Raw genomic sequence first — 13706 nt, 5'->3', positions numbered from 1 at the left:
AAAGGAGTGTTATCCAATGAAAGCGTTCGGCTTCTTAAGCTTCGGGCATTACGCCTTCGGCAGCTAGTGCGGGCCATCTGCGGAAAAGATCGCCAAGACTCATCTGGAGATCACCCAGGCTGCGGACGAAATCGGCGTGAACAACGCGTCCTTCCGAGTCCACCACTTCGCGCTGCAGGCCTCCGCCCCGATGCCGCTGCTGTGTGCTATCGCGGCCACCACCAAAATCATCGAGGTGGGCACCGGCGGCATCGACATGCGCTAGCGCATATCGGGGTTGTAGCGTTTGAGTCATTGACTCCCGCCGTCTACAAGTACCTACACACTTGATCGGTGCTGCACGTTTCAGGATCCGGGTGCGCGGCGTCCTGGCTAAGGTCCGCGATAGTGTCGCGCAGCACGGAGAGCTGCGCGATCTGCTGCTCGATCTCAGCGAGGCGCACGTCAAGCAGGTCGCGCACGTGCTCGCAGGGCGCATGGCCGCTGTCGCGGATGTCGAGGATCTGGCGGATCTGGGCGAGGGTGAGGCCCGCGGCCTGGCCGCGGTGGATGAAGTCGATCCGAGCGACCGTCTCGGGCGCGTAGTCGCGGTATCCGGACGGCGTGCGCTCGGTCGGGGGCAGAAGGCCCTGTTCCTCGTAGAAGCGAAGGGTCTTCGCGGTAGTGCCCGCCCTCTCGGCGAGTTCTCCGATCCACATTGCTGTCTCCGTCCGTGGCCGCGCTTGACCTTCCCCTGCACTGGAAGGTCCAGTATGGCTGAGACAGAGCAGAAAGCCAAGAGTTGACAGGAGCAGCGATGCCTACGAAGTACGATCTCGCCATCATCGGATCGGGAGGCGGCGCGTTCGCCGCTGCGATCCGCGCCAGCACGCTCGGGAAGTCGGTGGTGATGATCGAGCGCGGGACGCTCGGCGGCACCTGCGTGAACACGGGCTGCGTCCCGTCGAAGGCGCTCATTGCCGCGGCCGGCGCGCGGCACGTCGCCGTCGACGCCGCAACCCGGTTCCCCGGGATCGCGACGACGGCGGATCCCGTCGACATGCCCGCGCTGATCGCTGGGAAGCAAGCGTTGGTGGAGTCGCTGCGCGGCGAGAAGTACGCCGACGTCGCCGACTCCTACGGCTGGCAGGTCCTCCGCGGCGACGCCTCGTTCGTGGGCACCCCTGATGCGCCGGTTCTCGATGTTGCCGGATCCGACGGAAGCGTCGAGACCATCGAGGCCCACCACTACCTGGTCGCGACTGGTTCTCGCCCGTGGGCACCGCCGATCGACGGCCTGGAGGAGACCGGATACCTGACCTCGACCACGGCGATGGAGCTGACGGAGGTCCCCGAGTCGCTGCTGGTGCTCGGCGGCGGCTACGTCGCCCTGGAGCAGGCGCAGCTGTTCGCCCGCCTCGGCTCGCAGGTCACGCTGCTCGTGCGGTCCCGGCTCGCCTCGAAGGAGGAGCCGGAGGTGTCGAAGGCGCTCCAGGAGGTGTTCGCCGACGAGGGCATCCGCGTCGTCAGCCGCGCAGTGCCCACCCGGATCTCCCGCGGCACGGGAGGCGAGGCCGTCGTGACCGCCGCCTTGTCCGGCGGCTCGCAGGAGTTCCGCGCCGACCAGGTCCTGGTCGCCCTCGGACGCCGTCCCGTCACCGATGGCCTGAACCTCGATGCGGTCGGGGTGAATACCGGAGACTCCGGCGAGGTGGTCGTCTCCGACCGGCTGCAGTCCTCGAACCCGCGGGTCTGGGCTGCGGGCGACGTGACCGGGCACCCCGAGTTCGTCTACGTCGCCGCCCACCACGGCACCCTCGTCGCCGAGAACGCGTTCGCCGACGCCGACCGGTCCGTCGACTACGCCCGCCTGCCGCGGGTGACGTTCACCGGGCCCGCGATCGGCGCGGTCGGGATGACCGAGAAGGACGTCCTCGCCGCGGGGATCCGCTGCGACTGCCGCGTCCTGCCCCTGCACCACGTGCCCCGCGCCTTGGTGAACCGCGACACCCGCGGGTTCATCAAGATCGTCGTGAACGCCGAGACGAACGAGATCCTCGGCCTGACCGCCGTCGCCAAGGACGCCGGGGAGCTCGCCGCCGCAGGCGTCCACGTGCTCGGCAGGACCGTCGCCGAGGTCGCCAACGCCTGGGCCCCCTACCTGACCATGGCCGAGGGCATCCGGATCGCCGCGAAGGCCTTCACCACCGACCCGTCGCTGCTGTCGTGCTGCGCATGAACGGCAACGCAGGCAATCGGGGAGATCTCATCCTGAAGCAGACGATGAGCGCCGATCAGGACCGCGACGAATGGCGCGCCGGTCCCGTCGTCGCTGCTGTGACCGGGCTGCTCTTGCTGGCATGCTGCGCGCTTCCGTCGCTGCTCTGCTGCGGCCTGCCGTTCATCGCGGCGGGCGGAGCACTCGCAGGCGTCGGTGGGCTCCTCGGTAATCCCTGGATCATCGGTGCCGGGACCGCCGTCGTGATGGCCGTCATGGCGGGGATGCTCGTCAGGCTACGGCGGCGGCACCGGCGCCGCAGGTCCGGCTTCTGCGAAAATCCTTCGACCGCTGATCGGAACCGGTAGTTCGAGCGGATCCAGTGATCACTGCCACCTGCGGAGGCCGCTGAAATCGAAGCCCGACGGGAGAAGGAGGAGCAAAAAGCGTTCGAATCAACCGGTGACGAGGATAATACTGAGGCTGGATCCCGGCCGTCGCGACGCGGTCTCCGCTTCCGCCGAGACGAGAAAGGGTTGTGGGCACCTAGGCTGGGCGGCATGAACGACCTGACCATAGCGCCCGGCCCGGGGATCCCCGACGGTGCGGTCATCGCCGCCGATCTCGCGGAGCGTTTCGCGAAATCGTCGACTCCAGGCGGCCAGGGCGTCAACACGACGGACGGCAAAGTCCAGCTTTCCATCGATGTCGCCGAATGCGCATCGCTTACCGACGCCCAGCGTCACCGTATCTCGCGCAACCTCGAGCACCGCCTAGACGGCTCCGTCTTTACCGTGACTGCGTCGACTCAGCGGTCTGTGTTTCGCTCCTGGTCCTCTCGCTTGCACCTGCGACACAGCCTCGTGCCCCCGGGCCGTAGCGTTCGGGGGAGCACAATAGCCCCAGTCCTCATCACGTCCCGGGATCAAAGAGTTCATCGCAGAGGTTAAGCACTACACGTTGAACTTGAACTCGACGACGTCTCCGTCGAGCATGACGTAGTCCTTGCCCTCTTGGCGGACCTTGCCCTTGGAACGGGCCTCAGCCATGGTGCCCAGCTCGTCCAAGTCATCGAAGGCCACAATCTCCGCCTTGATGAAGCCCTTCTCAAAGTCGGAGTGAATCACGCCGGCCGCCTTCGGCGCGGTGTCACCCTGGCGGATGGTCCACGCACGCGCCTCCTTCGGCCCCGCGGTCAGGTACGTCTGCAGGCCAAGCGTGTCAAAACCAGCCTTGGCCAGAGTCTGTAAGCCCGGTTCCTCTTGACCGACTGCGGCGAGGAGCTCGGCGGCGTCTTCGTCGTCAAGCTCGAGCAGCTCCGTCTCGGTCTGGGCGTCGAGGAATACAGCCTCCGCCGGAGCGACTAAGTCACGCAGCTCTTGCTTCTTGGCATCGTCGGTGAGCACCGCCTCGTCGGAGTTGAAGACGTAGAGGAACGGCTTCGCGGTCATCAGGTGCAGGTGGTGCAACAAGCCGAGGTCAACTTCCCCGCCCTTGGAGGCGGCGAAGAGCGTGCGACCGTCTTCAAGCACTGTCTGCGCCTTCTTGGCCTCGGCTGCTTGAGCGGCGATGTCCTTATCCTTGCGGCCGTCCTTCTCCAGACGCGGCAGGGCCTTTTCAATGGTCTGGAGGTCCGCGAGGATCAGCTCGGTGTTGATCACGTCGATGTCGTTGGCGGGGTCGACGCGGCCGTCGACGTGGATGACGTTGTCGTCGCTGAACGCGCGCACGACCTGGCAGATTGCGTCCGCCTCGCGGATGTTGGCCAGGAAGGCGTTGCCCATGCCCTCGCCCTCGGACGCGCCTTTGACAATGCCAGCGATGTCCACGAAGGACACGGTCGCGGGCAGGATGCGCTCGGAGGTAAAGATCTCCGCGAGGCGGTCAAGGCGAGGGTCCGGCAACTCCACCAGGCCGACGTTGGGCTCAATGGTGGCAAACGGGTAGTTGGCAGCCAGCACCTCGTTGCGCGTCAGCGCATTGAACAGGGTGGATTTACCAACGTTGGGCAGACCGACAATTCCAAGAGTAAGGCTCACGCTGCGCAATCCTAGCCCACGGCAGGTCAGGACCGTGCAGGTGGTTTGGAAAGCAATCGTCGCAAAGCAAATGCCCGTAGTGCACAATGGTGCGGGTGAGCACAACCACAAACGATGCCGACGACAAGCAGGTGATTCGGGGCGCTGAGGAGGACCACGGCGACCGCGTTGACCGTGGTGTCGTGCTCAATGAGTGGGTGAAGTCCACCGCGATGTTCGCGCTGCGGATGCTCATCATCGCGGTGTTCCTCTACGCCGTCGCGCAGGTCATCGGCGCATTCTGGGCCGGCATCTTGCCGTTGGTGCTGGCGCTGATCATCTGCACGGTGCTCGCGCCGATTGCCACGTGGATGCGCCGAAGGAAGGTGCCGTCCGGAATTGCAGCTGCGATCACGCTGCTCGGTTTCGTTGCAATTATCGGCGCAATCTTCATGCTCATCGCTCCGGACGTCGTGGCCCACTCGCGGGTGTTGTACTTGCAAGCCTTGGAAGGCATTCAGCGCCTGCAGCTGTGGCTGCAAGGCGATCCGCTGAATCTCAACCCGGATGACCTCAACCAGGCTGTTAATGAGATCGCGCAGTGGGTGCAGAACCAGGCGGGCGCGATCGCCGGCGGCGTGATCTCGGGCATCGGCACGACCGCGGGCCTAGCCGTCACCCTTGTGGTGATCATGGTGCTCACCTTCTTCTTTCTCAAGGACGGCCACCGCTTTTTGCCGTGGCTGCGCTCTGCATCAGGCGGTCGCAGCGGCCTGCACGCCACCGAGCTGCTCACTCGCGCATGGAACACCCTCTCCGGGTTCATTCGGGCACAGGCAATTGTTTCGCTTATCGACGCCTTGTTTATCGGTGTGGGTATCTGGCTCGTGGGCGTGCCCATGGCGTTCACCCTGTCGGTGATCACGTTCATGGCCGGGTTCATCCCGATCGTCGGCGCTGTGGTGGCGGGCGCCTTGGCCGTGCTCGTCGCGCTCGTATCCCTCGGCTTCACCAAGGCACTGATCGTGCTCGGCATCGTCATCCTCGTGCAGCAACTGGAGGGCAACGTCCTCTCCCCCATGCTGCAATCCCGCGCGATGAACCTTCACCCCGTGATCGTCCTGATCTCGGTGACCATCGGCGGCGGACTCTTCGGCCTCGTCGGCGCGTTCCTGGCCGTGCCGGTCGCGGCGATGATCGCAGTGGCCTACCGCTACATGCTGGACATGCTGCGCATTCACTCCGGCGAGCGCAAGGCCGAAGAGATCGACTTCTTCACTCCTGAGGGCCTGGCCATCGCCCAGATTGAAGAACGCGAGTCGGTCTTCGAGCGCAAGGAGTGGCGCGGCGAGCGCGACTGGTCCGCATCCCCCGTGATCGAGGAAGTCGTCGAGCCGACTGCAGCAACAAGCCGCGGCAGCACGAGTTGGACAAATCTGCGCAAGCGCAGCGCCAAGATTCGCCGCGAGGGCGGCAAGCGGATCGCAGAAACGTTCGAGAAAACTGTGCGTAACAAAGACGCGAAGTCGGAGGCGTCTGATTAGCTAGCGGTATGCCTACCGCCACCGGACTGCTCATCTTCCTCACCGGCCTGTTGATCGGCATCATCGCCGGCGGAATCGCCGCGCTCGCGTGGCTGCGCCGCTCCACCCCAGAGCCTGCACCGAGCGCGCCCGCACCAGACATGCGTCCAATCGTCCGTTCCCTCGAGCGCATGCAGGACCAGCTCGGCGCCATGGAGCGCGACCAAGCCGTCTCCGCCTCCGCGCTCGCCGGGCAAGTCCAAGCCATCGGCCGCACCTCCGCGCGGCTCGGCGATCGCACCGACCAGCTCCTCAACGCCCTTCGCTCACCCCAAACCCGCGGGCGGTGGGGAGAAATGCAACTCCAGCGGGTGGTTGAGCTCGGAGGCATGCTCGAGCACGTCGACTTCGAGGTGCAAAAGCACATGCTTATCGACGCCTCGGGGGTACGCCCAGACATGATCATCCGCCTTGCCCAGGGGCGCATGATCGTCGTCGATGCAAAGGTGCCGTTCAGCTCCTACCTCGACGCGCTCTCGACGGAGGATCCAGAGGAGAAGCAGGCGTACCTGCGCCGCCATGCCCACCTGCTGCGCGCGCACGTGGACACGCTCTCGAAGAAGCCCTACATCGAGGCTTTCCAGCCCACACCGGAATTCGTGGTGATGTTCGTGCCGGCGGACCCGTTCCTCGACGCGGGGCTGGCGATCGACCCGGAGCTGCTCGACTACGCGTTTTCCCGCGACGTCGTGATTGCGACACCCAGTAGCCTGTTCGCGCTGCTTCGCACCGTCGCACTCGGCTGGCGCCAGGACGCACTGAACGAAAAGGCGCGGGAGATCCAGCGTCTCGGCGCTGAGCTGCACCACCGCCTCGGGGTCATGGGTGAGCACTACAACCGCCTTGGCTCCTCGCTCGAGAAAGCTGTCGAAGCCTTCAACGCCACATTGGCCTCGGTGGACTCGCGGGTCATGGTGACCGCGCGCCGTCTCGAAGACCTCGAGGTGCCCGGCAAACGCAGTGCCTCCACTACCCTGCAACCAGTCTCGACAACTCCACGAAAAGCGGATGTTGGCTGAATCGGTGGTTGAGACTTGGCTGAGGGGTAAACTCTTTCAGCGTGTCCCAAACGTCGAACCGAACCCGCCACGCGTCAACGACCACGTTCGTTGGTTTGCCGACAGGTTCGGCGATTGGCATTAACTTCGCGGCCCTGTTCACCGGAGCCCTCATCGCCGTTTGGGCCGGCTACATCGGCTGGCCACTCTTGGCGCTATTCGCCGCAGCCGTGATCATCACGACAACGGTTGTGAACCCGCGCGGCATCTTCCTCACCGTGGCAACTGCGCCCCCGCTCTTTGTAGTTGCAGTGGTCTCTGTCGGTTACTTACTGTCGCGGGATCAGCTCGCTACAGGAGGGACATCTTCGCGAGCCGCCCAGCTCCTGGTTGTCTACCCGCTCGTCGAGCTGTTTCCGGTCTTGGCCGCGGTCACCCTCGGCGCGATCCTCATCGGCTGGGTACGCATTCGCCTGATCAAACGGCAAAACGACGCTCTTCTTGAGCGCGAAACCGCAGAGCGCAGCCGCACGTCGGAGAGCAACCGCCGCACCAACATTGAGGGGCGCAGGGCACGCGAGCGCTCACGCTCGGTTTCGGTGCAAGAACTTGTCAGCCGAGAGCGAGAGCGCAGCTCCCGCGCGAGATCTTCACGAGGCGGCGGCTCGACGCGCGTGGTCAATCGCCTCGGCGACGACCTCTACACTGACTAGTTACTGTTTCCGCCCTACGGTTTTGCCGGCACGCGCAGATCGCGCGGGAGAGCGAACGTGATGGTCTCTACGGTGGTGGTAACTTCCTCCACGTTGGTAAAGCCACGCTCATCAAGGTGTGCCACAACTTGCTGGACGAGGATCTCCGGCACTGAAGCGCCTGATGTCAGCCCCACGGTTTCCACACCCTCGAGCCAGGCTTCATCGATCTGGTGGGCGTAATCCACGAGGTGGGAATCTTTGGCGCCCGCTTCAAGAGCCACCTCGACGAGGCGCTTTGAGTTCGACGAGTTTTGCGATCCAACCACAATGACGAGATCGCAGCGCGGTGCGATGTTCTTCACCGCTGCCTGGCGGTTTTGCGTGGCGTAGCAAATGTCATCACTCGGCGGATCCTGCAGGTGTGGGAAGCGCTCCTTCAGTTTGGCGACGATCTCCATCGTCTCGTCCACACTCAGCGTCGTTTGGCTGAGCCAAACGAGTTTCTGGTCAGGCGCGAACTCCGGCAGAGCCTCGACGCCTTCAACTCCGTCGACAAGGTGGGTTACTTCCGGCGCTTCGCCGGACGTGCCCTCGACTTCCTCGTGGCCCTCATGGCCGATGAGAAGGATCTGGTAGCCATCGCGAGCGAAGCGTTTGGCCTCATTGTGCACCTTAGTTACCAACGGGCACGAGGCGTCGAGGGTCAAAAGGTTTCGCTGCACCGCAGACTCGCGGACCGCGGGAGAGACACCGTGGGCCGAGAACACGACATGGGATCCTTCCGGAACCTCCTCGTTCTCCTCCACGAAAATGACACCCTGGTCCTCCAAGGTGCGCACCACGTATTTGTTGTGCACGATTTCCTTGCGAACGTAGATCGGTGCACCGTACTTTTCCAGAGCTTTTTCTACGGTCTCCACCGCGCGGTCAACGCCAGCGCAGTAGCCGCGCGGCGCGGCCAGAAGAACAGTCTTACCCTGATCAGTCATGGAACCGACCCTACCGAAGTTGCGTCTAAAACCCTAGAAACCGGCAGCGCCCAGACGCGGCACTTTCGCCTATTGTTGAAGACTCTTGAAGGCGTGACATGGCGTGGGAAGACACAGCGAAGGAGATGATGGTGACGCAGGCAAGCAACCAGACTGACAACCCTGCTGGCTCCAGGAGTTCCGCGGACCAACCCTGGAGCGTGTCCAAGCTCAACACCAGCGTGAAGGGCTGGATCGAGCGCCTCGGCTGGCTGTGGGTGGAGGGCCAGCTCACCCAAGTCAACACGAAACCAACGTGGAGTTTCTCCTACCTCACCCTGCGCGACACCCAGGCGGAAGCAAGCGTGGAGCTTATCGCGGACACACGCCTACTCACCTCGATGCCCAGCCCACCACGCGACGGTGACCACGTGGTAGTGCACGGCAAGCCGAACTTCTTCACTAAACGCGGTTCGTTCTCTATGCGGGTCAGCGAGATCCGACACGTGGGCGCAGGTGAGCTGCTCGCACGCATTGAGGAACTGCGCCGCAAACTGGCTGCAGAGGGATTGTTTGCGCCGGAACGCAAGCGCCCTATCCCCTACCTGCCGAACAAGATCGGCTTGATCACCGGCAAGGGCTCGGCTGCGGAACGCGATGTACTGAGCGTGGCGCGCGGGCGTTGGCCCGGCGTGAGGTTCGAAGTCATCAACACTGCCGTCCAGGGCCCTCGCACGGTCCCTGAGGTTATCGCGGCACTGGAGCGGTTGGACCGCGATCCCGAGGTAGATGTCATCATCATCGCCCGTGGCGGAGGTTCAGTAGAGGATCTTTTGCCATTCTCTGAGGAGGCATTGCAGCGGGCGGTCGCATCAGCAGGCACGCCGGTGGTGTCAGCGATCGGGCACGAACCGGACAACCCGGTGCTCGACAACGTGGCCGACGTGCGCGCCGCCACACCAACCGATGCGGCAAAACGCGTTGTGCCGGATGTCGCCGAGCAGTTGGCCTGGGTGGCGGAAATGCGAAACCGCAGTGCGGCCGCATTGCGCGGCTGGGTCCAACGCGAATCCCACGGGCTGCAGAACATGCGCTCACGCCCCGCGCTTGCGAACCCGCTTGCAGCGATCACGCAGCGCAGCGAGGAAATCTCTCGGGAGACCCAGCGAATGCGTCGGGAGATCTCGCTGACCGTGCAGCAACAAAGCGCCTTGGTCGCATCCTTACGCGCGCAGGTGGCAACTCTTGGTCCGTCAGCGACGTTGGCGCGGGGTTACGCAGTCGTCCAGGTGCTGCCGCGCGATGGTCGCGAACCTGAGGTAGTGACCAGCATCGAACAGTCCCCGCCTGGCTCGCAGCTGAGGGTGCGTGTCGGGGACGGCTCCATCTCCGCAGCGTCGATGGGTGTCAGCCGCGCAGACTAGGCCGCACACAACCAACTTTTCGACAAACTTTCGCAAAAACACTGACTGAACCAGGGAGAAATTGAAAATGGCAGAGAACACATTCGGCGCAGGCCAGGCTGGCGCAAACGCATTTCCAGACCCAGAGACGCTGAGCTACGAGCAGGCGCGCGCCGAGCTGGTAGAGACGGTGAAGATCCTCGAACTGGGGCAGATGAGCCTTGACGAATCGCTCAAGTACTGGGAGCGTGGCGAAGCGCTGGCCAAACGCTGCGAAGTATTGTTGCAGGGCGCTGCCCAGCGCGTTGAGGCCGTGATCGGTGAGCGCGAGGAAGCGCAGACTACCTCCGAGGACGCCGAATAATTCCCAACCCACGCCCCGGCGGCACGGTTTAACTTACCGCGCAGCTTCAGCGTTGATCGGGTTCGCAGCGAGCGTCGCAGCGATGAGCGCACGAAACTCATCGTCCGTGCCGGCCCCGGTGAGCACCCACCGGGCATCTCCGGCATCAACGGCCCAGATCGGCCGGACGTCCGAGTCATCTCCGCGCAAGACCCGCGCGGTAACACCCTCGATGTCCACGGAGCTTTCATGCGGACGAGGCTGGCTGTCCTGTGCCTCGATCGCTGTCTCCAGGTCAGCCCCGGTCTGCGTCAGCTGAAGAAATCCGCCGTCGGGCGTGACCCAACCCACCACTGGCGCCGGCTGTTGATCAACCACGCTGCGCCGAGCGGAGTTGGTCACCCATCCTTCGGGCATCTCCGGGTAGCGGACGGGAAAATCCACCGCTCGAGCTTCCAGCTCAAGGAAAGTTCTAGCGTCGACCTCTTGCACCGGCCCTTGTTCCGGCCGTCCCGGATTGTAAGTGCACAACCCGGTGGCACCCACCCCAATCAGCATCAGCACGACCACGACCGTGACATTGAAAAACATGTCACGGCCGTCTTGGAACACACGCGGTTTGCTGTTCTGAGCCACGCGCTCCAGTATCGCACGATGGTCAATTTGGGCAGTTGCCGCACCGTTGGACGCGTCACGCGCCATGACCACGGAGTCAGCCCATACAGGGCATATACAGCGGTTATCCACAGCACGTTTTAAATGTACTGAGGTAACTACATATTTGTTTTCAGTTCGTTATAAGATTCTCGCATGCAGAATTCTCGTCGCCGGCTCGTCGCGCTTGCCACGGCCGCCTCACTCTCGCTGCCCCTCGCCACTGTCCCCGCCGTAAGTGCCCAGGAACCCGCCACCCCGAACGTCGATGCCTCCCCTGCCCAGCCTGCAGCGCAGCTGGACGTGGAAGAAGGCGCACCAATCCAGCCGGAAGCAGCCGACGCTGCTCCAGCAGACGCCGCACCCGCACAACCCGAAGCGGCCCAGCCGGCACCGGCCCAGCCTTCCGCAGCAAGCCCTGCAGCGAAGCCGACTCGCTCGCAGAATTCGGAGTCTCGTACCGCCGAGAAGCGCACCTCCGGTTCCCGTTTCTCTCGTTCCAACAACTCGAACACCCAGCCTGCTGACATTGGTCGTACCCTGCTGTACGAGTTCAGCCAGCTGCCGTTCATTTCTCTTACCCTGCTGCGCATCCTCGGTGGCGTGTTCGGGAGCCAGAGCACTCAGCTTCTGAAGGACTTCCAGGAGCCGCCGGCAAACTTCCCGTACCCGATCGACACCTCTATCACTTCTGTCTCGCTGGTCTCCCGCGAGCCCGCCACGATCTACCCACGCTCAGAGGAGCGCCGCCTGGAGCGCTGGACCGTCGCGTCGCCGTCGATGGGTCGCAACATCACCGTCGATGTCCGCCTGCCGCAGCCGACCGGTGAGCCGGCTCCGACCCTGGTCATGCTCGACGGTCTGCCGGCACCGACCTACTCCGGCTGGCTGCGCGAGTGGAGCGGTACCGATTTCGACCGCGTGCTCGGCAATGAGAACGTCACCGTCGTCTTCCCGCTTGACGCAGAGGCAACCTGGTACACCGACTGGGTCAACGACGACCCGGTTCTTGGCCGCCAGAAGTGGGAGACCTTCATCACCCAGGAGTTCCTGCCGCTGCTGGACGCTCAGCCGGACATCAACTCCAACGGCAAGCGCGCGATCGCGGGTCTGTCGATGGGCGCGACCGGCGCGATGAACATCGCAAACCGCCACCCGGACAAGTTCAACGCAGTTATCGGCCTGTCCGGCTACTACTCCACGATGGACACCAATGGGCGCCAGGCTATGCAGTTCGTTCCGGGTTCGCGCGGCGCCAACGTGGACAACATGTGGGGCCCGTACGGCAGCACCGAGTGGCGCCGCCACGACATCACCCTCAACCCGTACGGCCTGCGTAACCAGGCGGTCTACCTTGTCGCAGCAACTGGCGGCCTCTACCTGAACCAGTACTACTCCGATGCCACCACCCGTGGCCTGGCAATGGGCTCCATGATGGAGGTCCTCGCTTACGAGAGCACCCAGAAGCTGGACAAGGCCATGAAGAAGGCCGGCATGCGCCACCAGAAGGTGGTTTACCGTGATCGTGGTACCCACAACTGGGAGATCTTCCGTGTGGAGCTCGAGGATGCGTGGACGCACATCCGTCCTGCGCTGTTCTAGCACTACGTAATTCCTACCAGTTCGGCCCCTTGGGGTCGACGGAGGCGTCGTCAAGCAAAAGTTTGCTGGCGGCGCCTCTTGCTTTCCCCTCCCCTTTTATGGTGTGAAACCCCCGCTTTCGCGCGGCAGAAAGTGCCAGAATGAGGGGTGTGCTGTGGCCTGCTTGCCACACGGACACAAAGTCGTACGACAAAACTGCAACCCGCCTTCAGGAGGCCCTGTTCAATGACTGACCCGCAGAGCGAATACTTCCCGGACCGCAACCTTGCGATGGAGCTTGTCCGCGTGACGGAGGCGGCAGCGCTCGCCTCTGGCCGCTGGGTGGGTCGCGGGAAGAAGAACGAGGGCGACGGCGCCGCGGTGGACGCGATGCGCAAGATGATCAACTCGGTGAACATGGACGGCGTCATCGTGATCGGCGAGGGCGAAAAGGACGAGGCCCCCATGCTGTTCAACGGCGAGCAGGTGGGTAACGGCCAGGGGGCGCAGGTGGACCTTGCGGTTGACCCGGTCGATGGCACTCGTCTGATGGCTGAGGGCCGCCCGAACGCGATTTCTGTGATCGCCGCTGCGGACCGCGGCTCCATGTTCGTGCCAACCGACGCGTTCTACATGAACAAGATCGCCGTCGGCGCAGAAGCGAAGGGCACAATCGACATCACCGCCCCGGTTGCGGAGAACATCAAGGCGGTCGCGAACGCGAAGGGCATCAAGCCGGCCGATGTCACCGTTGTCGTGCTGGATCGCCCGCGGCACAAACAGCTTGTCGACGACATTCGTGCGGCCGGCGCAAAGGTCCGCTTCATTATGGACGGCGACGTGGCCGGCGCAATTGCGGCGGCGCAGGACACCAACTCCATCGATATTGCGATGGGTGTCGGCGGCACCCCGGAGGGTGTCGTCGTGGCGTGTGCGATGAAGTGCCTCGGCGGCGAGATTCAGGGCCAGCTGGCTCCACAGAGCGACGCGGAGCGCGAGGCGGTCTTGGCGGCGGGCCACGACTTGGATCGCGTGCTACTGCTCGACGACCTAGTGACGTCTGACAACTGCTACTTCGCAGCCACCGGCGTGACCAACGGCGACATGCTGCGAGGTGTTTCTTACCGCAAGAACGGTGCGACCACCCGCTCTTTGGTCATGCGTTCAAAGTCCGGCACGGTGCGCTACGTCGAGTCCATTCACAAGCTGGCGAAGCTGCAAGAGTACTCCGTTGTGGACTACTCCGAGCCGAGCAAATAGCTACGG

At 63.8% G+C, this 13706-nt stretch carries 14 protein-coding genes and 1 pseudogene; 11 read left to right on the top strand and 4 right to left on the bottom strand.

What is annotated here, in order from left to right:
- Nucleotides 1-16: 16 nt before the first annotated feature.
- Nucleotides 17-262 (top strand): annotated as a pseudogene (locus CGLAU_RS12585) (LLM class flavin-dependent oxidoreductase); the annotation flags it as partial.
- Nucleotides 263-308: 46 nt separating this feature from the next.
- Here CGLAU_RS12585 and CGLAU_RS04420 read toward each other — a convergent pair.
- The gene (locus tag CGLAU_RS04420; RefSeq protein WP_095659645.1) at nucleotides 309-698 is read right to left on the bottom strand and encodes a heavy metal-responsive transcriptional regulator; all 390 of its coding nucleotides are present in this window, start codon (nucleotides 696-698) and stop codon (nucleotides 309-311) included.
- A gap of 98 nt (nucleotides 699-796) precedes the next feature.
- Between CGLAU_RS04420 and merA the strand changes: the two genes are divergently transcribed.
- The 3 genes from merA (at nucleotide 797) to CGLAU_RS04405 (ending at nucleotide 3147) form a co-directional block, all read left to right on the top strand.
- Complete coding sequence (gene merA, locus CGLAU_RS04415) at nucleotides 797-2218, top strand: mercury(II) reductase (RefSeq protein ID WP_095659644.1); 1422 nt, start codon at nucleotides 797-799, stop codon at nucleotides 2216-2218.
- Complete coding sequence (locus CGLAU_RS04410) at nucleotides 2215-2565, top strand: hypothetical protein (RefSeq protein WP_095661037.1); 351 nt, start codon at nucleotides 2215-2217, stop codon at nucleotides 2563-2565. Before merA ends, CGLAU_RS04410 begins: the two co-directional genes overlap by 4 nt.
- Nucleotides 2566-2757: 192 nt before the next feature.
- Nucleotides 2758-3147, top strand: a complete 390-nt coding sequence (locus CGLAU_RS04405; RefSeq protein ID WP_005291006.1) for a peptide chain release factor I — start codon at nucleotides 2758-2760, stop codon at nucleotides 3145-3147.
- A gap of 3 nt (nucleotides 3148-3150) precedes the next feature.
- Here CGLAU_RS04405 and ychF read toward each other — a convergent pair whose 3' ends face one another.
- Nucleotides 3151-4236 (bottom strand): redox-regulated ATPase YchF, encoded by a 1086-nt coding sequence (gene ychF, locus CGLAU_RS04400; protein ID WP_095659643.1) that lies wholly within the window; start codon nucleotides 4234-4236, stop codon nucleotides 3151-3153.
- A 95-nt stretch (nucleotides 4237-4331) separates the two neighbouring features.
- On the opposite strand from ychF, the gene CGLAU_RS04395 reads away from it, so the two are divergent.
- From CGLAU_RS04395 to CGLAU_RS04385, 3 genes are read left to right on the top strand one after another with little or no spacing between them, the layout of a single operon-like run.
- Nucleotides 4332-5759 (top strand): AI-2E family transporter, encoded by a 1428-nt coding sequence (locus tag CGLAU_RS04395; protein WP_415877144.1) that lies wholly within the window; start codon nucleotides 4332-4334, stop codon nucleotides 5757-5759.
- 8 nt (nucleotides 5760-5767) lie between these two features.
- Entirely contained in the window at nucleotides 5768-6817 is a 1050-nt protein-coding gene (locus CGLAU_RS04390) for a DNA recombination protein RmuC (RefSeq protein ID WP_095659641.1), read from the top strand.
- Between the two features lie 41 nt (nucleotides 6818-6858).
- Nucleotides 6859-7509 (top strand): DUF6542 domain-containing protein, encoded by a 651-nt coding sequence (locus CGLAU_RS04385; protein WP_198305024.1) that lies wholly within the window; start codon nucleotides 6859-6861, stop codon nucleotides 7507-7509.
- Nucleotides 7510-7523: 14 nt separating this feature from the next.
- Here CGLAU_RS04385 and CGLAU_RS04380 read toward each other — a convergent pair whose 3' ends face one another.
- Nucleotides 7524-8480 carry a 4-hydroxy-3-methylbut-2-enyl diphosphate reductase gene (locus CGLAU_RS04380; protein WP_095659640.1) on the bottom strand — a complete coding sequence of 319 codons (957 nt, stop codon included), beginning with the start codon at nucleotides 8478-8480 and terminating at the stop codon, nucleotides 7524-7526.
- 128 nt (nucleotides 8481-8608) lie between these two features.
- Between CGLAU_RS04380 and xseA the strand changes: the two genes are divergently transcribed.
- Together xseA and CGLAU_RS04370 are read left to right on the top strand one after the other, a co-directional pair.
- Entirely contained in the window at nucleotides 8609-9883 is a 1275-nt protein-coding gene (gene xseA / locus CGLAU_RS04375) for an exodeoxyribonuclease VII large subunit (protein WP_095661036.1), read from the top strand.
- Nucleotides 9884-9950: 67 nt separating this feature from the next.
- A complete protein-coding gene (locus CGLAU_RS04370) occupies nucleotides 9951-10226 on the top strand; it encodes an exodeoxyribonuclease VII small subunit (protein WP_095659639.1) in 276 nt (91 codons plus the stop codon).
- Between the two features lie 33 nt (nucleotides 10227-10259).
- Here CGLAU_RS04370 and CGLAU_RS04365 read toward each other — a convergent pair whose 3' ends face one another.
- Nucleotides 10260-10841: a DUF4245 domain-containing protein gene (locus CGLAU_RS04365; RefSeq protein WP_095661035.1), complete on the bottom strand. Its 582-nt coding sequence runs from the start codon at nucleotides 10839-10841 to the stop codon at nucleotides 10260-10262.
- A 174-nt stretch (nucleotides 10842-11015) separates the two neighbouring features.
- On the opposite strand from CGLAU_RS04365, the gene CGLAU_RS04360 reads away from it, so the two are divergent.
- Both CGLAU_RS04360 and glpX read left to right on the top strand, forming a co-directional pair.
- Nucleotides 11016-12461: an alpha/beta hydrolase gene (locus tag CGLAU_RS04360; protein WP_095659638.1), complete on the top strand. Its 1446-nt coding sequence runs from the start codon at nucleotides 11016-11018 to the stop codon at nucleotides 12459-12461.
- A 225-nt stretch (nucleotides 12462-12686) separates the two neighbouring features.
- Nucleotides 12687-13700, top strand: coding sequence for a class II fructose-bisphosphatase (gene glpX, locus CGLAU_RS04355; RefSeq protein ID WP_095659637.1), 1014 nt, complete (start codon nucleotides 12687-12689; stop codon nucleotides 13698-13700).
- Nucleotides 13701-13706 lie beyond the last annotated feature (6 nt).

This window comes from Corynebacterium glaucum, assembly GCF_002287505.1.
Taxonomy (GTDB): domain Bacteria; phylum Actinomycetota; class Actinomycetes; order Mycobacteriales; family Mycobacteriaceae; genus Corynebacterium; species Corynebacterium glaucum.
The sequence above is the reverse complement of the archived record's forward strand: the minus strand, read 5'-3'. Positions and strand labels throughout refer to the sequence as shown.